At 64.8% G+C, this 22,721-nt stretch carries 18 protein-coding genes and 1 tRNA gene; 14 read left to right on the forward strand and 5 right to left on the reverse strand.

What is annotated here, in order from left to right; translation table 11 throughout:
• Positions 1-123: 123 nt before the first annotated feature.
• Together GS424_RS00295 and GS424_RS00300 are read left to right on the forward strand one after the other, a co-directional pair.
• Entirely contained in the window at positions 124-1,281 is a 1,158-nt protein-coding gene (locus GS424_RS00295) for a hypothetical protein (RefSeq protein ID WP_160940783.1), read from the forward strand.
• Positions 1,282-1,314: 33 nt separating this feature from the next.
• Positions 1,315-2,556, forward strand: coding sequence for a tyrosine-type recombinase/integrase (locus tag GS424_RS00300; protein ID WP_160940782.1), 1,242 nt, complete (start codon positions 1,315-1,317; stop codon positions 2,554-2,556).
• A 120-nt stretch (positions 2,557-2,676) separates the two neighbouring features.
• Here GS424_RS00300 and GS424_RS00305 read toward each other — a convergent pair.
• The 3 genes from GS424_RS00305 to GS424_RS00315 all read right to left on the reverse strand — a co-directional run bounded on the left by GS424_RS00305 (position 2,677) and on the right by GS424_RS00315 (position 6,239).
• Positions 2,677-2,752, reverse strand: a tRNA-Phe gene (locus GS424_RS00305).
• 98 nt (positions 2,753-2,850) lie between these two features.
• Positions 2,851-5,802 (reverse strand): EAL domain-containing protein, encoded by a 2,952-nt coding sequence (locus GS424_RS00310; RefSeq protein WP_160940781.1) that lies wholly within the window; start codon positions 5,800-5,802, stop codon positions 2,851-2,853.
• Positions 5,803-6,062: 260 nt separating this feature from the next.
• Positions 6,063-6,239: a twin-arginine translocase TatA/TatE family subunit gene (locus tag GS424_RS00315; protein ID WP_160940780.1), complete on the reverse strand. Its 177-nt coding sequence runs from the start codon at positions 6,237-6,239 to the stop codon at positions 6,063-6,065.
• Between the two features lie 161 nt (positions 6,240-6,400).
• On the opposite strand from GS424_RS00315, the gene GS424_RS00320 reads away from it, so the two are divergent.
• The 12 genes from GS424_RS00320 (at position 6,401) to GS424_RS00375 (ending at position 20,418) form a co-directional block, all read left to right on the forward strand.
• Complete coding sequence (locus GS424_RS00320) at positions 6,401-7,039, forward strand: TetR/AcrR family transcriptional regulator (RefSeq protein WP_160940779.1); 639 nt, start codon at positions 6,401-6,403, stop codon at positions 7,037-7,039.
• A 61-nt stretch (positions 7,040-7,100) separates the two neighbouring features.
• A complete protein-coding gene (purE, locus tag GS424_RS00325) occupies positions 7,101-7,571 on the forward strand; it encodes a 5-(carboxyamino)imidazole ribonucleotide mutase (protein ID WP_154332655.1) in 471 nt (156 codons plus the stop codon).
• Between the two features lie 350 nt (positions 7,572-7,921).
• On the forward strand, positions 7,922-9,907 hold the full coding sequence (locus GS424_RS00330) for a thiamine pyrophosphate-dependent enzyme (protein WP_160940778.1): 1,986 nt from the start codon (positions 7,922-7,924) through the stop codon (positions 9,905-9,907).
• The gene (locus tag GS424_RS00335; protein ID WP_160940777.1) at positions 9,900-10,496 is read left to right on the forward strand and encodes an indolepyruvate oxidoreductase subunit beta; all 597 of its coding nucleotides are present in this window, start codon (positions 9,900-9,902) and stop codon (positions 10,494-10,496) included. Before GS424_RS00330 ends, GS424_RS00335 begins: the two co-directional genes overlap by 8 nt.
• Positions 10,497-10,590: 94 nt before the next feature.
• Positions 10,591-11,577, forward strand: coding sequence for a diguanylate cyclase domain-containing protein (locus GS424_RS00340; RefSeq protein ID WP_160940776.1), 987 nt, complete (start codon positions 10,591-10,593; stop codon positions 11,575-11,577).
• A gap of 210 nt (positions 11,578-11,787) precedes the next feature.
• On the forward strand, positions 11,788-13,029 hold the full coding sequence (locus GS424_RS00345; RefSeq protein ID WP_160940775.1) for a phenylacetate--CoA ligase family protein: 1,242 nt from the start codon (positions 11,788-11,790) through the stop codon (positions 13,027-13,029).
• Positions 13,030-13,144: 115 nt separating this feature from the next.
• Entirely contained in the window at positions 13,145-13,288 is a 144-nt protein-coding gene (locus tag GS424_RS00350; protein WP_160940774.1) for a hypothetical protein, read from the forward strand.
• Between the two features lie 48 nt (positions 13,289-13,336).
• The gene (locus tag GS424_RS00355) at positions 13,337-13,531 is read left to right on the forward strand and encodes a hypothetical protein (RefSeq protein WP_160940773.1); all 195 of its coding nucleotides are present in this window, start codon (positions 13,337-13,339) and stop codon (positions 13,529-13,531) included.
• Between the two features lie 126 nt (positions 13,532-13,657).
• The gene (locus GS424_RS00360; RefSeq protein WP_160940772.1) at positions 13,658-15,196 is read left to right on the forward strand and encodes a sodium:solute symporter family protein; all 1,539 of its coding nucleotides are present in this window, start codon (positions 13,658-13,660) and stop codon (positions 15,194-15,196) included.
• Between the two features lie 197 nt (positions 15,197-15,393).
• On the forward strand, positions 15,394-16,395 hold the full coding sequence (locus GS424_RS00365; protein WP_160940771.1) for a YdcF family protein: 1,002 nt from the start codon (positions 15,394-15,396) through the stop codon (positions 16,393-16,395).
• Positions 16,396-16,586: 191 nt separating this feature from the next.
• Positions 16,587-18,245, forward strand: coding sequence for a Na+/H+ antiporter NhaC family protein (locus GS424_RS00370; protein WP_160940770.1), 1,659 nt, complete (start codon positions 16,587-16,589; stop codon positions 18,243-18,245).
• Between the two features lie 625 nt (positions 18,246-18,870).
• Complete coding sequence (locus GS424_RS00375; protein ID WP_160940769.1) at positions 18,871-20,418, forward strand: FAD-dependent oxidoreductase; 1,548 nt, start codon at positions 18,871-18,873, stop codon at positions 20,416-20,418.
• A gap of 32 nt (positions 20,419-20,450) precedes the next feature.
• Here the strand turns inward: GS424_RS00375 and GS424_RS00380 are convergent, their stop codons facing one another.
• Both GS424_RS00380 and GS424_RS00385 read right to left on the reverse strand, forming a co-directional pair.
• Positions 20,451-21,878: a helix-turn-helix transcriptional regulator gene (locus GS424_RS00380; protein ID WP_160940768.1), complete on the reverse strand. Its 1,428-nt coding sequence runs from the start codon at positions 21,876-21,878 to the stop codon at positions 20,451-20,453.
• Between the two features lie 103 nt (positions 21,879-21,981).
• Positions 21,982-22,641: a 5-formyltetrahydrofolate cyclo-ligase gene (locus GS424_RS00385; protein ID WP_244977625.1), complete on the reverse strand. Its 660-nt coding sequence runs from the start codon at positions 22,639-22,641 to the stop codon at positions 21,982-21,984.
• Between the last annotated feature and the right edge of the window lie 80 nt (positions 22,642-22,721).

Genomic DNA, 22,721 nt, shown 5'->3' on the forward strand with positions numbered 1-22,721 from the left:
TCATGGCGTTATTCTGACAATAGAATTTACTGATAAATAATTTTTACTGTAAATTAATAATCAGAGATGTTTAGCGGAAAGATTGTTATGTCGCAGTTAAGATATGCAAACGAGTACGAGTTCGTGTTTAACGAGCCGCATAAGCCCTTATCTCCCGTAGACGGGATGGAGCTTCTTGAGGAGGTCAACAATCTGCGCACGTGGAAAGACCTCGTGGTACTCTGCGACAAGTACGGCGACGGGCTTTGCTTCGAACCTCTCCTTAACAAGAAGGTGGGCGCGTTCTCTATGTCTACAGGACATGGCATAGCTAGCGCAACGGGCATGCTTAAGGGCAACCTCGTCAGTGCGGCAGACGCATTCGAGGGTGTGGAATACCTCGACCGATTTTCTTCCGATATACACGGTGACGAGGCCAACGCTATTTACAACTCCTTCGTCACGTGCGTTCATGGAGGTGTATATCCTTATCGGGTCATCGAAACACGTCAGATGCTCAAGTACCTCCGGCTGTTTCCGTTCGTACTAACCCTCGCAGCTATCGCCAACGATAAACACAACGGGGACGGGATTGCCGAGGTTGGCGAGCGCGCCATCCTCAAGCTGGGGGAAGAGCCGGGCATGGCGTGCCCGGTTTACATCACCTTGCCCGAAGAGCTGGCCGAAGACGATATGCGTACCCTGTTCTTCACGGACGATGGCAATTTCTCCCAGCTTCCCGAAGCAGAAGCCCTTGCCGAACGGCAGCGGCTTTCCGAGGCAGCGGGTTGTTCGCGCAATGCCCCCGATTTATCAAATCGCGTCCGCGTGTTCGTGTTCGACCTCGCTCCGACGCTGGCATTAAGCGATGAAGACCGGAGCTATGCCGTGCGGCAAGCATGCGGAACGCTCGCGTGCTTTGTTCTGGCTCGCATAGGATTCGGTGAAGCATCCTTGCGCTTCATCAACGGGAAAGCCGTCACCGATGAGGGGGCAACCATCTTCCAAGTTATTGCACAAGCCGCAAAGAAGATTTTGCTGGACGATAATGCCATCCTTTGCGAGGTGTGCTCACGACCCGTACTCACTCATAAAGACCGGGGAACACCGTCGAAGGTCTGCCATGTCGGCTCGTGCAAGACAACTGCCAGTACACGTCGGAAAACCCGCGTGGAACAGCTGGTGGTGAGTGGCGTTCCAGTCGAGGATGCAGTGAGTGAACTAGGTGAGCAGTACCGTCAAAGTATCGAGAGATGGTACGAAAACTATGAGTCCACAAGCGCATCGGGCGCTTTGGAATAGGCATGTTGGCATACAAACGAAAGGAGACCTGCCATGCCAAAAGTACGCGGGAGCGGGAAGCTGAGGAAGCTCGGGAAGACGGACGGCCTGACGCGGTATCAGATGCGGGTGGCTCTTGGCCGCGACCCTGTGACCAACAAGTACATCACTAAGACCAAGGTGGTGCGCTGCAAAACCAAACAAGAGGCAGAAGAGAAGCTGCGGGAGTTTGTACGCCACATCGAGAGCGGGCTTGCCACGGGAAACGAGGTGCCTACGTTCGCCGAGTTTGCGAAGGGGTGGCACGAGCGTCGGCGCTCCTCGAAGGAACTGAGCATCGGGCAGTTGCGGAAGGAGGAGCTTCATGTCCGAACCTTAAATAATTATTTAGGGAATATCAATCTTCAGGAGCTAAACCCGCGCCTTATTAGCAACATGCTTGTGAAGCTCCGAAACAACGGGTCTCTGTTGCAGAAGTCTCTCTCCGGCACGACGTGCAACGGTATCTTCATCACGCTTAAGCAAATACTGCACGAGGCGTTTGTGTACGAACTTATCCCCAACAACCCGTGCGACAAGCTCAAGGCTCCCAAACGTGACACCAAAGAGAAGCGCGCGCTCACACCGGAGGAGCTGTCTCGGGCAAATGCGGCGCTCGAACAGATGCCGCTTGATGCGCACGTCGTTGCCGTTGCTCTCGCTCTCAATACGGGCATGCGACGCGGCGAAGTGCTTGGCCTCACTTGGCAGGATGTTGACTACGACGCTGGGGTTATTCATGTGCGGCATAGTCTCGCGAGCGACGGCATGACCCTCAAGGAGCCGAAGACGCAGAGCGGAAAGCGTACCGTGCCTGTTGACGCACGTTTTATGGATAAGCTTCGCCGCTGGGAGGCCTTGCAAGAGAAGCGTCTTGCCGAGCTTCGCATAAAGCCAACGGTCGATACTCCGGTGGTTACGAGTGGAGTAGGTGGCTTCATGCACCCCGAGAATCTTAATAGGTGGTGGCGAAAGCACCGTGCAGAGCTTGGCCTTGGAGACTTTACGCTTCATCAGTTCCGTCACACTTATGCGAGCGTTCTTGTCGGAGAGGGAGCAGACCCCAAGTCCGTTCAGTCGCTCATCGGCCATTCCGATGCCGCGTTCACGATGAAGCTGTACACGCACCACAACATCGAGAACGAGAAGCGTGCGACGCTCAAGATCGCCAATGTTATCTACGGAGACGGTGAGGCAACGGAAGCCCGCCCTGACGAACGAGGCACTGTCTCGGCCGCAGAATTCGCGACCGCATAAAGCATTTTCGAGCAACCATGTACACGTTTCGTACACGACAGGTTGCGTAAATGAAAAGGGAGTGTTTGCGCTATCCCAGAATCCCCATCCTGATCAGCACAAACACTCCCTAGTTTTCAATGGTGGTCGGAGGGGGACTTGAACCCTCGACACGCGGATTTTCAGTCCGCTGCTCTACCAACTGAGCTACCCGACCACATCAGACGTCCGTGAGGACGTGGAACGATATTGTACCGGTCGCGCGGCCTGGGGTCAAGCGAAAAGCGCAGGTTTTCTCGGCGCGCCGCACGCTCCCTACTCCCGGTACAGACACGCGCGATTCTTGCCGCGTTCCTTCGCCAAATAGAGCGCGGCGTCGGCGCGTTTGAACAGCTCGTAGAAACTGGTTCCGTCTTCGGGATAGCTCGCAAGGCCCACGCTGGTGCGCAGGCGCACGGCTTCGTCGTCGAACGTGCCGGCGTGGGCGAGCCGGTCGATGATGCGCTGTCCGAACGCGAGTTGCTTTTGGGAGTCCGGGTCGCAGGGCTGGAACGCCATGAACTCGTCGCCGCCGATGCGCCCGACCACGCCCTGCTCCGTCACGAGCGCCTTGAGCGCGCCCGCCACGGCTACGAGCATCTGGTCGCCCACGAGGTGCCCGGCCGTATCGTTGACGCCTTTGAAGTTGTCGATGTCGATGATGGCGAACGAGTAGTGCTCTTCGGGGGACGCGGTGCGCAGCGCCTCCTCCACCACGTGCTCGACGGTGATTTTGTTGAGCACGTCGCACAGCGGGTCGGTCTGCGAGTCGTGCAGCAGCTCGTCGCGCTCACGCTTCTCGACGTCGATGTTCTTGATGCGCCCGAAAATGGCGACGGGATTCCCTTCGGACGTTTCCGCGCAATTGAACGAGAGCGAGCACCATATATAGTCTTGGTCGCCGCGCGGCGCGATGCGCATCTCGATGGGGGCGGGCACGAGCCCGCTCATCGCCTGCTCGATGCACGCGACGATCACGTCGCGATCGCTTGCGGGCGAAAGCGCCAGCTGCTCGGCGATGGTCGCGCGCGGCGGCGCGCCCAGCTCGCCCTCGTAGTTGTCGGTGAATTCGACCTCGCCCGTATCCAGGTACAGGTTGAACAGCACGTCGCCCCAGCGTTTCGACGCCATCTGGTAGCGGTTGTCCAGCATCAGCCCCTCGCTCAGCGCTCCGGGCCCCTCCACTTCCACAACCGCCGACACGAAATCGCTCACGCCGTGCTCGTCGGGTTCGCACAGCTTCGTCTTCGTGTTGAACCACAACATGCGCCCGTCGCTGGCACGCAGGCGATAGCGCAGGTGGAACACGCGCCCCGGCTGCGCCTTCTCCTGCACGAGGGCCACGGTAGGGGCGATGTCGTCGGGATGAACGAGGTTGATGTAGCGGTTGCCGAACCGGCTGCGGATCTCGTCGGGCGTGTAGCCGATGGTGGACAGGAAGGTTCCCGACAGGTGCTTGATGGTGAAGTGCTCGTCGTAGCTCAGGCATTTGATGGCGACGGGAGCGTTGTCCAGGATGTGGCGCAGCAGCGCCAGCTCCTCGGCGTCCGCAAGCGCCTCGCGCTTGAAGCGATCGGTGTCCACGATGACCACGACGAGGTACGGGGTGCCGGTCTTCGGCCTCACCACGTTCCCGGTGCCCGTGATCCAGAGCACCTGCCCGTCGGCGCGTACGATCCTGAACTCGATGAGCACGGTGTCGCCCTGGCCCAGCTGCCGGCGGATCTCCTCGTTGACGTACGCCATATCGTCCGGATGGACGATGGCGAGCGCGCGGTTTCCCAGCTTCGTCTCGATCTCGGGCGCCGTGTAGCCTAGCATGCGCCGATACCCTTCGTTGCAGGTGATGAACGTGAAGTTCTCGTCCATGGCCACCTGGAACACGCCCGCGTGCGCGCGATCGATGAGCGCGCCGGGCGACAGCGGCTGCACCGGTTGCGCGTGGGCGTAAACGATGGAGCCCGTCACGGGTTCCCGTTCCTCGCCGATCTGCGTCTCGCCTTGCAGGTAGCGGCGTTCGAACGTCTCCGCGTCCAGCGGGTGATCGTAGAAAAAGCCCTGGATGTAATCGGCGCCCATCGAGTGCATGATGGCGAGCACCTCTTCGGTCTCGACGCCTTCGACGCACACGCTGAGGTTCATGCTGTGGCTGAGGTCGATGATGTGCGACACGATGCGCTGGTCGTTCACGTCGTAGGTGATGCGGTCGAGGAAGGTGCGGTCGATCTTCAGCTCGTCGGCGGCGATGACGCGGAACAGGTTGAGCGAGGCGTAGCCGGTGCCGAAGTCGTCGAACGCCACGCCGAACCCCTGGCTGCGCAGGAAATCGAACGTGTCTCCAAGCCCGGCCGCGTCGGTGATCGTGCCGCTCTCCGTGAGCTCGAGCATGATGTTGTGCGGATCCACCTGGTGGTTCTTCGCCGCCTGCAGGATGCAGAACTTGAAGTCGGGGTCGTCGAGCACGTACTTGGAAAGGTTGATGTTCATCACGAATGTCGGGTCGTTCTCGACCCAGCGCGCCGCCTGCTCGAACGTCACGTCCATGAGCCAGGTGGTGACCGCGGTTATCAGCCCGCTTTCCTCGAGATAGGGGATGAACTCGAAGGGCCGCACGCCCTCGGGGAATTGCTCGTCGTTCCACCGCATGAGCGCTTCGCAGCCGTGCACCTCGTCGTCGCGCGTGTCGACGAACGGCTGGTAGCGAACGGAGAAGCCCCTGAATCCGTCAGCGATGCATCCTTGCAGCGTTTCCATGAGCAGCAGCGTTTTGCGCGACGCGGCGCACAGGGTGTCCGTGCAGGTGATGCACGTGGCTCGGCCGCTTCGCTTCGCGTCGATGAGGGCGATGTGCACGTTGCGGAACAGCTCTTCGGCGCTGCGCCCGTTGGCGGGGTAGAGGCACGCGCATCCGGTGATCCTGAACGCGATGGAGGCGCTGTCGATGGTGAAGCCCGCGCACGTGGAGGCCAGCGCGCGATCGAACAGCGTTTGGAGGTCCGCGGCGTCGGCGACGAGGGGCACCACCGTTCCGAAGCAGTCGCCGTCGAAGCGGAACGTCTCCGCTCCGTCGGGGGCAAGCTCCGTCATCAGGGCGGCGATGCTTTCGAGTACGCGGTCGCCGAACTCGTACGAGAACAGGTTGTTGATGCGGTCGAAGTTGTCCACCCCGAACGCCAGCACGCCGAATGGCTCGCCGGAAGCGATGAGCTGGTGGAAGCGAGCGCGCATGGCACGATCGTCGTGTGCAGCCTCCCGCGGTACTGCTGCTGTCGCGCCCAAGAAAGGAGCTCCTTTCGGCGGGGAGGCTCGCATTCGCTTGGCGCCCTGCCGTTCCGTTAAAGCAAAGTAATATCGTAGGATTATAGTCTGGGGGTCGGATGCGGTAAAGTGGGGGTGCTAACTTTGGGCATGCTCTCGCAAGACCCGTCTTGCAGCTTGAATGAGAGATATGAGCAGGGACGTATTTTGGCTGGCCGAGGGCCGTCGGGCTACGCGGTTTGGGCGGCGTCGGCGTCCACGTCGTCGTCCTCGACGCGCCCGCGGATCTTCTTGACGCCGCGACCCAGCATGCCGCCGAGCTTCGGAAGGTTCTTCGGCCCGAAGATGATGAGCACCACCACCATGATTAGTATGAGCTCAGGCATGCCCATTCCGAATATCCTCATAGCGCGCTCCTTCCAGCTTCCCGTTAACGGCATCGAGCATTATAGCAACCTCAAAATTGAAGTGACTATAATTTTGTAGTAAAACTGACAATTTCGACGTAAAGCGCCCGCGACCCGTATAATGCGGAGTACACGGCACAGGGAAGCGCGGAGGGCGAGCGATGGCACAGCTACAAACGGACGGCGGGCGAAAGATAGGATTGCGCGAACGCAAGCGCCGCGCGACGCGCGCCGCCATCGAGCGCGCGGCCATCGCGCTGGTGGGGGAGCTGGGCTACGACAGCGTCACCGTGGCCCTCATTTGCGAGCGTGCCGACGTGTCGCAGGGAACCTTCTTCAACTACTTCCCCACGAAGGACGCCGCCATCGTGGGCATCGGCGAGTACGACCTCGACGTCGCCTCGGTGCATGCGGCGTTCGACCGCCTCATGCCGTGCTCGATGTTCCATGCCGCGCTGTCGCTGTTCCTCGAGGTGGTGGACTCGTTCGATTGGGAGAGCGACGTCGCCGCGCAGCGCGTGGCGCTCGTCAAGGACACGCCCGCGCTCATGCGGCTGTTCCTGGACAACACGTTCGGCTTCGTCAGCGACTTCCGCGAGATCGTGGGCGCGTACCTCGAGGCGAACCCGGCCGTGCGCGCATGCCCCGACGCTTTGAGCGTGGCCGAGGAGGCGAACATCGTCGTGTCCGAGGCGCTTGAGGCGGCGAAGTTCGCCCTGTACCGCGTGGCCGACGACCCGGCGTCGGGCCTGCCCCGGGCGTGCGACGTAGAAGCGGTGATCAGGCGTATTGTGGGATAGCGCGCCCGGCTTCGGTTCGCTACACTGAGTGCAACCAATCAGCGCAACAGAAGGAGAGCGAATGTCCTGCGAACAGAACAGCCCCGTGGTCGGCATCATCATGGGTTCCGAGAGCGACATGCCCGCCATGGAGCCCTGCATGAAGCAGCTCGACGAGTTCGGCGTGCCGTACGAGGTGAAGGTGGCCAGCGCGCATCGCAAGCCGGCCGAGGTGCACGAGTGGGCCAGCACGGCGCACGAGCGCGGCATCCGCGTGATCGTGGCGGCGGCTGGCAAGGCCGCTCACCTGGGAGGCGTCGTGGCGGCGTACACCCCGAACCCCGTGATCACCGTGCCGATGAAGACGAGCGACCTGGGCGGTTTGGACTCGCTGCTGTCCATGGTGCAGATGCCCTCCGGCGTGCCGGTGGCCTGCGTCGCCATCAACGGCGCAAAGAACGCGGCCATCCTGGCCGTGCAGATCCTCGGCACCGGCTGCGACGGCGCCCGCCAGAAGATCATCGACTTCAAGCAAGGCATGGCCGACGCGTAAACGGCGCGCTGGGTGGCGTGGCGGGTGGCGCGGCTGCGCCGCGCGCTGCCCCTTGCGCTGCGCGCCCCGCGTGCTGCGATTGCGCGCCGCGCAGCCAGCCGAATGCTTCACGTGAAACATTCGTTCGCTGGTGTGGTGGACGCGTTGTTTCTGCGCCGCCGGTTCCTCGCGTCTTCTGCGCCCCCGCATGCGGGGGCGCATTTCCGTGCTGTAAGCCCTGGCCCCTCGCGCCCCTCGCGGATACGACCGCGCGAGGGGCGCGTCCGTGCGCTATCATGGAACCTCAAGCGTAAGCGCAAGAGCCGAATGTTTCACGTGAAACATTCGTACGTGATGGGGCAGGCGAGAACATGACGAAGAAACTGCTGATGGGGAACGAGGCGTTCGCGCACGCGGCGCTCGAGGCCGGGGTGCGCGTGGTGGCGGGCTACCCGGGAACGCCGTCGTCCGAGCTCATCGAGACGGTGGCGAAGCTGCATGCCGACGGGGCCGCGCGCGGCATCCACGTGGAGTGGTCCACGAACGAGAAGAGCGCGCTCGAGCTGCTGGCCGGCGCGTCGTACACCGGCGCTCGCTGCCTGTTCACCTGCAAGCAGGTGGGCCTCAATGTGGCCAGCGACCCGCTCATGAGCCTGAACTACGTGGGCGTGAAGGGCGGCATGGTGCTGTTCGTGGCCGACGATCCGGGCCCCATCTCGTCGCAGACCGAGCAGGACACGCGCCGCTTCGCGTCGTTCGCCAAGCTGCCCGTGCTCGACCCCGCCACGCCCGACCAGGGCTTCGCCATGATGCAGGCCGCCTTCGACCTGTCCGAGCGCTACCATACTCCCGTCATCGTGCGTCCCACCACGCGCATCAACCATGCCTCGACGTTCTTCGACGTGGCGGATGCCACCGAGGCGCGCCCGGTGCCCGAAGAAGGCTTCGAGCGCGATCCCAAGTGGGTCATCTTCCCGCGCCGCGCCTACCAGGCGCACGGCGAGATCAACGAGCGTCTGGTGGCGATCGCGCACGATTTCGCCGTCGAGCCGGCGCTTGCGGCGTTCAACCCGATAGTCGGAGGGGGACTTGAACCCTCCGCGCCGCGTCTCGGCATCGTGGCGGGCGGCGTGTCGGCCGCCTATACTCGCGAGGCGCTGCGCATGGTGGAAGCGCGCGCGGCCGAGCGGGGCATCGAGGTGCCCGCGTACCGCTTCTGGCAGGTGGGCACGCCCTATCCCTTCCCGGAGGAAACGGCGGCGCGGTTCGTCGAAGGCCTCGACCAGGTGCTCGTGCTGGAGGAGCTCGACCACGTGCTGGAGGACGCGCTGCTCGTGCATGCGGGTCGCACGCACGCCGCCTTCGAGGTGCGCGGCCGCCTGACCGGCGACGCGCGCGACCGCGGCGAGAACGACGTGGACGACATCGCCCAACGCATCGCGCGCTTCCTCGGCATCCCCGATGCTGCTGCGCCGACGGCTGCACCCACCGCCTACGCTGCCGAAGACGATCCGCTGCCCGTGCGCCCGCCCGTGCTGTGCGCGGGCTGCCCCCATCGCGGCAGCTTCTACGCGGTGAAGCGCGCGCTGGGCAAAACGCCCGCCGTGCTGTGCGGCGACATCGGCTGCTACACGCTGGGCAACGCCATGCCGCTCGACGCGGTGGACACGTGCTTGTGCATGGGCGCGGGCATCACGATGGCGCAGGGTTTTTCCGTGGCCGAGCCGCAGAAGAAAGCGGTCGCGTTCGTGGGCGATTCGACGTTCTTCGCCAGCGGCTTGCCGGGCTTCGCGAACGCCGCGTACAACGGTCACGACATCACCGTGTGCGTGCTGGACAACGCCACCACGGCCATGACCGGCTCGCAGCCGCATCCCGGCACCGGCGTCACGCTCATGGGGCCGAAGCGCAAGCCCCTTTCCATCCCGCGCGTGCTGGAGGCGCTCGGTTTCGGCTGCATCGTGCATGCCGACCCGCTCGACCTGGACGCGTCGGTGGCTGCCGCACGCGAGGCGCTCGACTACGAGGGACCGTCGGCCGTGTTGTTCGAGTCTCCGTGCATCCAGCTGGTGAAGCCGGGCGCGCCGGCCGTCGTGGATCCCGCAACCTGCACGGGCTGCAAGAAGTGCATCACCGAGATCGGGTGCCCGGCCGTCGGCTTCGATGCCGACGCGCGCGGCGCGCGCAGCAAAGAGCGCGGCCAGGCGTTCGTGGATGCCAGCCTCTGCAACGGCTGCGGATTGTGCACGCAGGTGTGCCCCTTCAACGCGCTTTCGATGACGACTGCCGACCAAACAAATGTTTCACGTGAAACACCTTCGCACGGATCGGCGTCGGAAGGAGGCTCCCATGCGTAACGTGATGCTGGCGGGCGTCGGCGGCCAAGGCACGGTGCTGGCCGCGAAAGTGCTGGCCCAGGCCGCACAGGATAAAGGCTGGCAGGTGCGCACGGCCGAGACGATCGGCATGGCGCAGCGCGGCGGCAACGTGGTGTCGCACGTGCGCATGGGCGATGCGGGCGAGGAGGTGTTCGCGCCGCTGCTGGCCGAGGGCACGGCCGACCTTATCATCGCGTTCGAGCCGGCCGAGGCTGCGCGCGTGCTGCCGTTCCTTGCGCCCGACGGCCTGCTGGTCACCGCGACCACGGCCATCCAGCCGGTCACGGCGGCGCTGTCCGACCGGCCCTATCGCGCCGACGACGTGGTCGCGCGCATCGAGCGATCGCTGGCCAGCACCGACGCGCGCTTCGTCGCCGTCGACGATGTCGCGCTCACCGACGCGGTGGGCAGCCGCAAGGTGCTGAACTCGGTGCTGTTGGCCAGCGCGCTGAGCGTCGGGGCGATCCCGCTCGACCTCGACGACCTGCGTCGCGCCCTCGAGGAGTGCGTCAAACCCCGCTTCGTCGCCCTTAACCTGGCCGCCGTCGACGCGGTCGCGGGGGTGTAAAACTGAAAGAACATCCCCCCTGCCGTAGGTGCCGCGCACGGATGCTGATATACTGATTGCCCAGTTGGTATGGGCAATAGAAGGCGAGGACGCCGTGCAGGAGACGATGGACCGCGCGTGGTTGGCGAAAGCGGTGGAACTGGCGCGCGAGCTGTGGAAGGCGTACCTTATCGAGCCGTCGGAAGACAGCGTCCAGTTCATCGTGGACACCATGGACCCGCAGCTTCTCTCGCTCATCGGCACGGGCAAGCACGAGTTCTACGCCGATCTCGCGTCGTTCTTCACGGGGCTGGAGCGCGACCAGGAGGAAGCCCAGGACGTCGTCTTCGAGATCCTCGACGAGTACTACGAGCCGCGCCCCATCGGCGTCGACTCCTGCCTCGTGTTCGGCACGTTGTGGGTGCGCGAGCGCCCCGACCAGCCCAAACCGCTGCTCGTGGAGATGGATACGCGCTTCACGCTCGTGTTCCGCCGCGACGGCGATCGCCTGCTGCTGACGCATCTGCACCATTCCACGCCCAACATCGACCAGCGCCGCGAGGAGTACTACCCGAAAACGGCCACCGAGCAGGCGAACGCCGCGCTCGAGCACTCCAAAGCGATGGAGCGCCGCGCCGAGCTCGACTCCATGACCGAGCTGCTGAACCATGCCGCATTCGAGAAGCACGTGGCGACCGCGCTCATCGAGGGCGGCGAGGGCAACGCCTTCTTCATGATCGATCTCGACGACTTCAAGACGGTGAACGACACGCTCGGCCACCCCGAGGGCGACCGGGTCATCGCGGAGTTCGCCGACGTGCTGCAGCAGGCGTTCCCGCGCGACGCGCTCATCGGCCGCATGGGCGGTGACGAGTTCGCCGTGTTCTCCACCTGCCCGCTTTCCGTTGCGGACGCCGAGGACAAGGCGCGCCAGCTCATCGAGGCGTGGGGCGCGCACTCGGCCGCACGCGAGGTGGAGCTGGGGTGCTCGGTGGGCATCGTGCGGGTAGTGCGCGGGCGCACGTTCTTCGACATCTACCGCGCGGCCGACCAGGCGTTGTACGCCAGCAAGGGAAAGGGCAAAGCGCGCTTCAGCTGGTGATCGCGCGTGCCGGCTGCACGCACCTGCGAAGTTGCGGGTTTGCAATCGCGGCGGCTTCGCCTAGAATGGACGCATGGAACACGCGAACGACACCCTTCCCATCACAGCCGTGGTTTCGGCAGGTCGATGGCTCTAGCTTCAAGACTCGCGCTTGCGGGCTTGAAGCATCTTCGTACCCTGTAGAAGACCATCGTCCCCGGGAGGACCATCATGCAGCTTACCAGCGATCAGTTCGCACTCATCAAAAACCAGTTCAAAACGCTCAAGGAGCGCTCGCCGTTCTACGCGAGCAAGTTCGAGGGCATCGACCTCGCCGACGTGCAGACGCAGGAAGACTTCGAGAAGCTTCCGTTCTCCGAGAAGGACGATCTGCGCAACGCCTACCCGCTGGGCCTGCAGGCCGTGCCCGACGAGGAAATCGTGCGCATCCACAGCTCCAGCGGCACCACGGGCACGCCGGTCATCGTCCCCTACACGCAGCAGGACGTCACCGACTGGGCCATCCAGTTCGCGCGCTGCTACGAGACGGCGGGCATCACGAACCGCGACCGCATCCACATCACCCCCGGTTACGGCCTGTGGACGGCGGGCATCGGCTTCCAGCTGGGCGCCGAGCGCCTGGGCGCGATGGCCATCCCCATGGGGCCGGGCAACACCGAGAAGCAGCTGCGCATGATGCAGGACCTCAAGTCCACCGTGCTGTGCGCCACCAGCTCCTACGCGCTGCTGCTGGCCGAGGAGATCGCCGAGCGCGGCATTCGCGATCGGATTCACCTGCGCAAGGGCGTCATCGGCAGCGAGCGGTGGGGCGACAAGATGCGCCAGCGCATCGCCGGCGAGCTGGGCGTGGAGATCTACGACATCTACGGCCTCACCGAGGTGTACGGCCCCGGCATCGGCATCTCGTGCGACGAGCATCACGGCATGCACATCTGGGACGACTACGTGTACGTGGAAGTGGTCGACCCCGACACGGGCGCTCCCGTGCCCGACGGCGAAGTGGGCGAGCTCGTGCTGACCACGCTGCGCAAGCAGGGTGCGCCGCTCATCCGCTACCGCACGCACGACCTCACGCGCATCATCCCGGGCGATTGCGCGTGCGCGTTCGGCCATCGCCACCCGCGCATCGACACGCTGACCGGCCGCACCGACGACATGTTCAAGGTGAAGGGCTGCAACATCTTCCCCGCGCAGGTGGAGGAAGTCATCGCCGCCACCGACGGCACCTCGAGCGAGTACCAGGTGATGATCGAGAACATCAGCGGCAAGGACGTGCTCACGGTGCTGTTCGAAACTCCGCTGCACGACGAGGCGAAACAGCGCGCCGAGGAGGAGCTGGCACTCATCTTCAAGGCGAAGTGCGGCTGCACCCCCGACGCCAAGGGCGTCCCCATGGGCGAGCTGCCCCGCAGCGAAAAGAAGACGAAGCGCATCTTCGACAGCCGGTACTAAACCGCCCCGAAACCCCCGCGCGGCCCGCTGCTTCCACAGGCGGGCCCGCGCCGCCTGGGCCGAATGTTTCACGTGAAACATTCGTTCGTCCGCGCACTGCACCGCGATGAGTGCGATGAGCGCGAGCTTGATCGCCTTCGACAAGCGAGTGCTTTCGGAGGAACCGCTGCTGCGCGAAAGCAACCGCGGCCGCGCCGCGTTCTTCGTGGCGTGCTGCGACGAAGCCGTGCGGCGCCTGGCGGCGACGGTATCGGCCTAGGCGGAAATTTTACCTCACCGGCATGCTCCACTATGGTAAAGTATGTCCATGCATTCTGCGAAGGGACATACTGCCGTTGAACAGCGCTGGCGACTCCAGCTCGCCGTCGCGGCCGTGTGCCGATCCATCGCCCCGCGCCCCGCGGATTCGCTTGTGGCCACGCTTGCCGCGCAACCGGCCTCTTCGGCCGCCGACGCGACCGCCTACCGCGCCATCTCCTACTATTCCTATCGATACCTCTAGCACACGGGGCTCTGCGCGCCTGTCGTCGTCCGACGACACGGCGAAGCGGATTGTCGTGTGCGCCGCTGCCGGTCCTTCGCGCGAGGGGCCGTTTCGCTGTATGCAAACAAGGAAGGGATGCACTCCATGATCGAGAAGATATGCATGGTACTCATTTTCGTCGGCGTTGCGGTGGGCGTCGGCATCTACTGTCGACGACACACCGGAAGCGTTGACGGGTTCATTCTGGGCGGCCGCAACGTGGGGCCGTGGCTGAGCGCGTTCGCGTTCGGCACGAGCTACTTCTCCGCCGTCATCTTCGTGGGCTACGCCGGCCAGTTCGGCTGGAAATACGGCATCGCCGCCACGTGGATCGGCATCGGCAACGCCATCCTCGGCAGCTTGCTGGCCTGGTGGGTGCTCGGCCCGCGCACGCGCGAGATGACGCACCGCCTGGGCGCGTCCACGATGCCCGAGTTCTTCGGCGAGCGTTACCAGTCGAAGGGTTTGCGCATCGCGGCCGCGGCCATCATCTTTGTGTTCCTCATCCCGTACACGGCCAGCGTCTACAACGGCCTGTCGCGCCTGTTCGGCATGGCGTTCGGGCTGCCGTACGAGGTGTGCGTCATCGGCATGGCGGTTATCACCTGCGTGTACGTGGTACTGGGCGGCTACATGGCCACGGTCATGAACGACTTCATCCAGGGCATCGTCATGCTGCTGGGCATTGTGGCTGTCATCGTGGCCGTGCTCGTGAACAACGGCGGCTTCACCGAGGCCCTCACCACGCTGTCGCTCATCCCGGCCGAGGGTTCCGAAATGGCCGGCCCCTTCGTCAGCTTCTTCGGGCCGAACCTGCCCGACCTGCTAGGCGTCATCGTGCTGACCAGCCTGGGCACGTGGGGCTTGCCCCAGATGGTGCAGAAGTTCTACGCCATCAAGAGCGGTCCCGCCATCAAGCAGGGCGCCATCATCTCCACCGTGTTCGCCATGATCGTGGCGGGCGGCAGCTACTTCCTGGGCGGATTCGGCCGCCTGTACGGCGGGCAGGTTGAGATGACGGCCGCCGGCACGCCGGTGTACGATTCCATCATTCCCACCATGCTGTCGACGCTGCCCGACCTGCTCATCGGCATCGTGATCGTGCTGGTGCTGAGCGCATCCATGTCCACGCTGTCGTCGCTCGTGCTGACGTCGTCGTCCACGCTGACGCTCGACCTGATCAAAGACAACCTCGTGAAGAACATGAGCGAGAAGAAGCAGCTCAGCTACATGCGCGTGCTCATCGTGGTGTTCATCGTGATCTCGGCGGTGATCGCGCTTATCCAGTACAACTCGTCCATCACGTTCATCGCGCAGCTCATGAGCATCTCGTGGGGCGCGCTGGCCGGCTCGTTCCTGGGGCCCTTCTTCTGGGGGCTGTACTCGAAGCGCATCTCGAAGCCGGCCGTGTGGGCCAGCTTCATCGTGGGCGTGGGCCTGACCACGGGCAACATGATCGCCGGGTTCGTGGGCACGGCGTCCATCGCGTCGCCCATCAACTGCGGCGCCATCGCGATGGTGCTGTCGTTGATCATCGTGCCGGTGGTGAGCCTGTTCACGAAGCGCGTGGACTTCGAGGTCGATCCGCCGCACGCCGAGGGCGCCATCGATCGCGAATTCGAGCAGGAGCTGGAAGCGGAATAGGGACGCGCGTGGGCGCGCCCGCCGGCCCCGCGCCGCGCGAACGAGTGTTTCACGTGAAACACTCGTTCGCCGGAGGCGGGCGCTGCCATCCCGCGCGGCGCCCGCCCAAAGGAACAGTTTGGCGACGGCGGTGCGACGAACGCTATACTGTCGGGTGATCGTGTTCGCCTCCTCGCAACCTCGTTGAAAGTCCATCCATGTTCTTCACGCTGCTCCTCATATACTTCCCGGCGCTCGTGTTCGGGCTCCTGTTCGTCAAGAACTTCCGCAAGGAGCCGCGGCAGTTCCGCAACGCGCTGTACTTCCTGCTGTTGTGCCTGTTCGGCCTGTACGGCCTGTCCATCCAGTTCGATCTGCCGTGGCTCGTGCTCATCGGGTTGGCGGCCATTCCGTTCGGCACGGTGGCCCTCGTCGTATTCCTGCTGGCGAACACCTTCGTGGTGGTGAAGCGCGAGGGCCTGTCGCTGTCGCACCTGCTGCCGGGGCTGTTCGCGCTGTGCATCGTGTTCGTGTGCGTGGCCGCGCCGCTGTTCCTGCTCATGCAGATGCCGCCGATCGTGCTGGCGTTGGCGCTGCTCGTGATCATGGAGGGCTCGTACGTGGCGTTCACGTTCGCGGCGCTGCTGCTGTACTCGTGGCTGTACCGCCGGCTCCCGAAGCGCCGCGACTACGACTACATCGTCGTGCACGGCGCGGGCCTGTCGGGCACGAAGCCCACGCCGCTGCTGGCCGCGCGCCTCGACAAGGCCGTCGAGCTCTGGGAGGCCGACGGGCGCCGCGCGGTCATCATCGCGTCGGGCGGCCAAGGCGCCGACGAGGCGGTGTCGGAAGCCGCGGCCATGCGCTCGTACCTCATCGAGGAGCGCAACGTGCCCGCCGACGCCATCATCGAGGAGGACCGGTCGACCACCACGATGGAGAACCTGCGCAACTCCAAGGCCATCATGGATGCGCGCTCGGGCGCGGGCGCGTATCGCGCCGCCGTGGTGACCAGCGATTACCACGTGTTCCGCACGGCCGAGTACGCGCACAAGATCGGGTTGGCCGCCGACGGCGTGGGCAGTAAGACCGCGAGCTACTTCTGGCCCACGGCGTTCATCCGCGAATTCGTGGCCGTAAGCAATGCCCATCGCTGGCCTTTCGTGGTGATCTTCGTCCTCTGGCTGCCTTTCGCCGCCATCGCCCTTTTCCAGCTGTAACGGGTCGCGAACCAAAAACATCGGCGTTTTTCTAGCCCCTTCGTCATGCGTGCTTGTATACTAAAGCGACTGGTGCCGAACGGCGGCGATTCGGCCTGCGTCCTCAAGCATCGCGTCCGGAGAAGCGCGGCGAGGGTGGAGGCGGAACCACGTGCATGCCGTTCGGCGAATTGCACGACGAAGGGGATCATATGGAAGGATTCGACCTCATCAGCACGGGGGTATGGTCAATCGTACCGCCGATTCTGGCGCTGGGCCTGGCGCTTATCACGAAGGAGGTGTACTCCTCGCTTGCCATCGGCGTGTTCATCGGCATGGTGATCTACCAGTTCTCGCTCAACGGCGTGGGCGTCGAGCCGCTCGTCGACTCGTTCACCATGGTGCCGCAGATGATGGCCGAGCAGATAGCCGGCAACGGGGCGCTGCTGCTGTTCCTTGCGTTATTGGGCGCGCTCGTGGTGGTCATCGCGGCCGCCGGCGGCTCGCGCGCGTACGCCGAATGGGTGTCCACGCACATCAAGAACGCGAAGATGGCGCAGGTGCTGACTGCGGTGCTGGGCATCATCATCTTCGTGGACGACTACTTCAACTGCCTCACGGTGGGCGCGGTCATGCGGCCCGTCACCGACCGCTTCAACATCAGCCATGAGAAGCTGGCCTGGATCATCGACTCCACCGCGGCGCCCATCTGCATCATCGCGCCCGTGTCGTCGTGGGCCGTGGCCGTGGGCGGCTACCTGGGCGAGGGCGGCTTCACCACGTTCGTCCAGTCCATCCCGTACAACTTCTACGCGCTGCTCACCATCGTGTTCGTCTTCTTCATGTGCGCCACCAAGAAGGACTTCGGCCCCATGCGCGTTGCCGAGGCCGAGGTGCAGCAGCCCTCCGACAAGCAGCACCGCATTCCGCCGAAGGACAGCGCGCTCGAGTCGATGTCCACCGTGGGCATCTCCGACCCGCACGCGGCCGATGCGCTGCCGCTGAAGATGGACACGGTCATCGCCGAGGAGGACGAGCTCGACGAAGCGGCGAGGATTGCCGCCGAGGAATTCAAGGGCATGTCCATCTCGGACAAGGGCCGCGTGTTCGACCTGATCGTGCCCATCGTGGTGCTCATCATCTTCTCGATCCTGGGCATGCTGTACGCGGGCGGCTTCTTCCAGGGCGTCGACTTCGCCACGGCGGTGGGCGAGAACCCGGTGTTCGGCCTGTGCATCGGCGTGTGCGTGGCGCTCGTGGTGACGGCGGCCATGTTCCTTCCGCGCAAGCTGATGACGCTGTCGGGCTACATGGACGGCGTGGCCGAGGGCGTGCGCTCCATGGTGGGCGCCATCATGATCCTCGTGCTGGCGTGGAGCCTGGGCGGCACGTGCCGCTACCTGCTGGGAACCGGCGAGTTCGTCAGCGGCTTCTTGAACAGCATTGGGGTGGGGCTGGCGCTGTTGCCGGCCGTCATCTTCATCGTGGCGGCGTTCATCGGCTTCGCCATGGGCACGTCGTGGGGCACCATTGCGCTCATTCTGCCCATCGTCATCGGCGTGTTCCCGGCGCAGGATCCGCTGTTCCTTGTGGCCATCGGCGCCACGCTGGGCGGCGCGGTGTACGGCGACCACGTGTCGCCCATTTCGGACACGACCATCCTGTCGTCGGCGGGCGCGCAATGCAACCACCTGCGCCACGTGGCCACGCAGCTGCCGTACGCGTCGGTGGTGGCCGCCGTGTGCATCGTGGGCTACATCGTCGCCGGCTTCACGGGCAGCCCGTGGATTGCGCTGGTCGTGGGCGCCGTGATGATGATCGCCGCGATTCTCGTGCTGAACCGCTCGAAGTACGGAGCGGTGAAAGCGTAGCGCGAGCAGGCAGGCGAGCGAGCGACGCGGCAAGCGCCCGGGACGAAAGCGTCCCGGGCGCTTTTTTGCGTGCGAAATCGAGCGCGTGTTAGCCATCCTGAGCGAGCGCAATCCCTCCCATTGGCATCCTTCGATTCCGGCAAACGGCGCGGCTCGTACAAGTGTTTCACGTGAAACACCTTCTTTAAAAGACGGCGAATGCGCTCCCTCGGTCGGGTGCCCCGTGGCTACCGAACTGCCCAGCTCTCGGTTCTCGAGTTATGCGCCCTCGTGACAGGCTCGATCGGCTCTCGTAGGGTATCTTGTGCGCGGAAGCGCGGAATAATCCCAGGTCGGAATTCGTCCGCGCCGCCGCGCCGCCGTGCGCGGAGCTTCGTGAGGGTGCACAACTCGAGAACCGGGCGCTTTTCGGAGTGTTTCAATGCCACAAGGGTGCACAACTCGGGGACTTTGCTCGGCACTGGCACGGTTCCCGGCGCTTTAGGTGAATCCCCAGGTCGAAGGCCCTCCCTCGTTTCGTGCGATCAAAAGGTACACCCATTCGTGCGATGGTGCGCCTCCTCGGTCGTCGTATAGTGCGGTCGTTCGAGGCGGCTCGGCCGCCTATCTACGAGAGGAGAGAGCAATGGGGAGCATGTTCACCAGAAGGCAGTTCGTTGTGGGGGCCATGGTGCTGGGCGGGTCGCTCGCGTTGACCGGGTGCAGCCCGCAATCCGAGCCCAAGAAGGAGAACGGCGCAGCCACCGCGCCCGGTTCAGCCGAGGCGGCGGAAGCCGACATCATCGTCATCGGTTCGGGCCTGGCGGGCTCGGCGTGCTCCATCTCCGCGGCGCAGAACGGCGCGCGCGTGATTCTCGTCGACAAGGCGCCGTTCCTCACTTCGACGTTCCTCACGTCCAAGGGCAACGTGTCCATCGCCCAGGTCGCCGAGAACCAGGCCGATTGGCGCTACGACTCCGATGCGCCCGACACGATGGACCAGTTCGTCGACCGCTATCGCGACCTCACCGAAATCGGGAAGGTGGATGCCCCGTATCCCGACTACGGCCGCATGCAGCACCTCATGGAGGAAAGCTGCGCCACCATCGCGTGGGTCGAGCAGCTGGGCATCACGTTCGAGAAGTCGTTCACGAAGGAGATGGTGGGCACCGACACGGTGAAGCCCGACGTCAGCGCCGATCCCGCCACCGAGGCGGGCGTGCAGTTGGCGAACGTGTTTGCGGCCGAGTTCGAGCGCCTGGGCGTGCAGACGATGCTTTCGACCGAGGCGACGGAGCTCGTCAAGGACGGCGACGCCGTGGTGGGCGTGAAGGTGCAGGGCCCCGACGGCTCCCAGGAACTGCGCGCGAAGGCCGTGGTGCTGGCCACCGGCGGGTTCGGCGGCAGCGCGGACTATTGCGACCAGCTGGTGCCCGCCATCAACGAGATGGGCTTCCAGTACCTGGGCAACGCCATGAACACGGGCGACGGCATGACCATGGCCTCCGCCATCGGCGCCGCGCTGTACGAGGATCCGTGGGTCATCCCGAACGTCATCATGCCCACGCGCGCGCTGACGAAGGCCGACGCAGGCTTCAAGAAGCTGTGCGACACGGGCATGGAGGGCGCGGCAACGTCGTCGAAGATGCTCGTCGATGCCACGGGCGCGCGCTTCGTGAACGAAGCGGCCCCGGTGACGGCACTGGCCACGTCCATGACCGACAACCAGGCGGGCCCGTACCGCGTGCTGTTCGACAGCGCGAACGCCGAGGTGACGGCCGTCATCGAGAAGGGGCTGTCCACGGGTGACGTGCTGAAGGCGAGCTCGATCGAGGAGCTGGCCGACGTTGCGGGAGCTCCGCAGCTGGCCGCCACGTTCGAGGCGTATCAGCAGGCGGCGGCTGCAGGCGCGGACGAGGCGTTCGGCAAGAAAGCCGACATGCTGGCGGCCTACGGCGACGGCCCGTTCTACCTGGTGAAGTTCGTGCCGTCCTACGTGGCCACGATGGGTGGCGTGAAAACCGACGCCTCCTGCCAGGCGCTCGGCGAGGACGGCAGCCCCATCCCCGGCCTGTTCGCGGTGGGCGAGGCCACGCACCGCTTCATGTACAACCGCAGCTTCGTGCGCCACTGCTCCAACTCGAGCGCGCTCACCATGGGCCGCCTGACGGGCGCCGCGCTCGCCACGGCGTAGGCCGACGTGGGGAAACGGTGCCGCCGGAGGGGTCAGCCCCTCTTGGCGGCACTCGTCTCTTCCACGAGGTCGAGCAGGTCCTGGCGCGAATGCACGTCCATCTTCGCGTAGGCGTGGCGCAGGTGGGTTTTCACTGTGTGCTCCGACAGCGTGAAGCGTTCGGCGATGGCGCGTGCGCTGCGGCCCGCCGCGAACTCCTCGATCACGTCGAACTCGCGGGCGGTCAGCCCGTAGGTATCCCGTATCTGCGCGAGCGCGCCGACCGCCGACAGGTGCACGGCGGGCACGGACGCCTCGTCGCTCGCTCCTGCCTCCGCCGCGCCCCGCTTCGCCGCATATCGAAGGTAGCTGCAGAACATGAGCGCCAGCGTGGCCACCAGCAGCCATACCGAGCCAACCAGCGCGAGCTGCGGATCGACCCCCGTGTGCTCCAGCAGCGTTTGCGCCGCGAAGCGGCCGAGCGCCACCGAGAGCCGCGCGACGCCCAGGGCCAGGCCCAGCAGGAAGAACGCGGGCAGCTTGCGCTCGTTCGCCTCGCTGATGAACATGAGCCACAGCAGCACGTAGAACGAGATGAGGAACGCGGTCATCAGCGACCCCGCCACGTGCCCGTCCGCGACGTTGAGGCTGCGGTACAGCAGGATGGTGACGAGGCACAGCGCGGTGATGGGCGTGATGTAGTCGATGTTCGCCTTGCGCGGCTTCGCCACCAGCAGCACCGCGAGCATGACGACGGCCGCGATGATGCCGAACAGGCCGGTGAGGTCGGTCTGCGCGTACTGCAGGTTGTTGTGAATGTCGAGCTCGATCACGAACCCGCAGATCAGCGAGAACGCGAACGTGCCGACCGCCGCGCGCTTCGTGCGCGACAGCGCCTCGGCCATGGAGGTGGCGGGCGCCGTAGGCTCTTTCATCTGCTGGGCGACGAACGCATTGTTGTGCAAACACCACAACAGCGCGACGGTGGAGAGAACGAACGATGCCAGCAACATGACGCTGCGCCCGCCCGGGAACAGCGAGCTGGTCAGCGGTGGAAGCAGCGTGTCGATGAGGTACGCCGCGGCGATCAGGGGAAGCGAGATCCGCGGCCGATAGCTGGTGAACACCTCCATCCAGCACAGGATGGACAGCGACCAGCCCATGCCCGCCGTCACCTGCATGGCGATCAGCGCGGCATCGTTCGTGCTGCCGGACACGACGAGCGCGGCATAGAGCGAGCTGACGACGACGGCTGCGATGAACAGCGGCTTCGCCCGATCGATGCGCCCGAGGTACGAAAGCACGGCGACGACGATGAACGTGAGGCCGTCGGCGGCGAGCCCGACGATGGCGTACGGGCTGGGGCTGTACGGCCCCGTGTTGAGGTCGAGCAGCCGTGCGCCCTGCAGCAGGCCGAACCCGAGGGTGGCCACGAGCGCGAGGGCGAGGACTCGCGTTTTGTCGGAAGCGTGCGCGTTCATCGATCCCCTTCTGAGTGCGCGGAACGGACGCGCCCCACTATAGCGCACCTTCGCGAATCGCGCGCAGAGCGGCGGAAGCCTGCGCGCCTGCGGGAGGCCGCCCCTAGCTGCTCACCACGCGGGGGAGCGGCACGTCGTGCGGCTCGCAGGGGACGGCTTCCACGCGCTGCTCGTCGAAAGCCACGCCGACCACCACGGCATCGGCGCGCAGGCGGGGGAGCAGCTGGTCGTAGTTGCCGCCGCCGTAACCCAGGCGGCGCCCGGCATCGTCGAACGCCACGAGCGGCACCACGACGGCGTCAAGCTCGTCGGGCGCAACCGGGTGGAACCCGTCGCGCTCGAGCGCCGCGCACGCAAGGCAGCGCAGGGGCGCGCCGAGGAACCCCGCTTGCGCCGCTTCCAGCTGCTCGGGTTCCACGCGATAGAACGCCATCCTCGACGGGGTTTCGGACTCGCCGGGCCTTCCGTCCTCGCGGCCCCCGCGCACCATGCACGGGAAGCACACGCGCCAGCCTCGCGCATACGCTGATTCAACGAAAAGTTGAGTGTCCACTTCGCTCCGCATCGACGCGAACACGGCCACGGTGGGCGCCTCCTGCACGCCCGCGTCGGGGCCCGCGCCGCCGCCCGCATCCGCGAACGCGTCGGCAAGCACCCGTTCCAACCGCGTGCAAATCGCCGCGCTCTTGCGCGTTCGCACGTCTTCCGGCAGCGCGTCGCGCCGTGCAAGCACGCGCGAGCGCAGTTGTTCTTTCGTCTCCATAGGCCGCAGTATAGCATCGACGTAACGGCGCCGTTGCGCGATAATGGCGTAGGTGTGGGGAGTTAGCGCATACGTAACCG

This window comes from Eggerthella guodeyinii, assembly GCF_009834925.2.
GTDB classification, from domain to species: Bacteria; Actinomycetota; Coriobacteriia; order Coriobacteriales; family Eggerthellaceae; genus Eggerthella; species Eggerthella guodeyinii.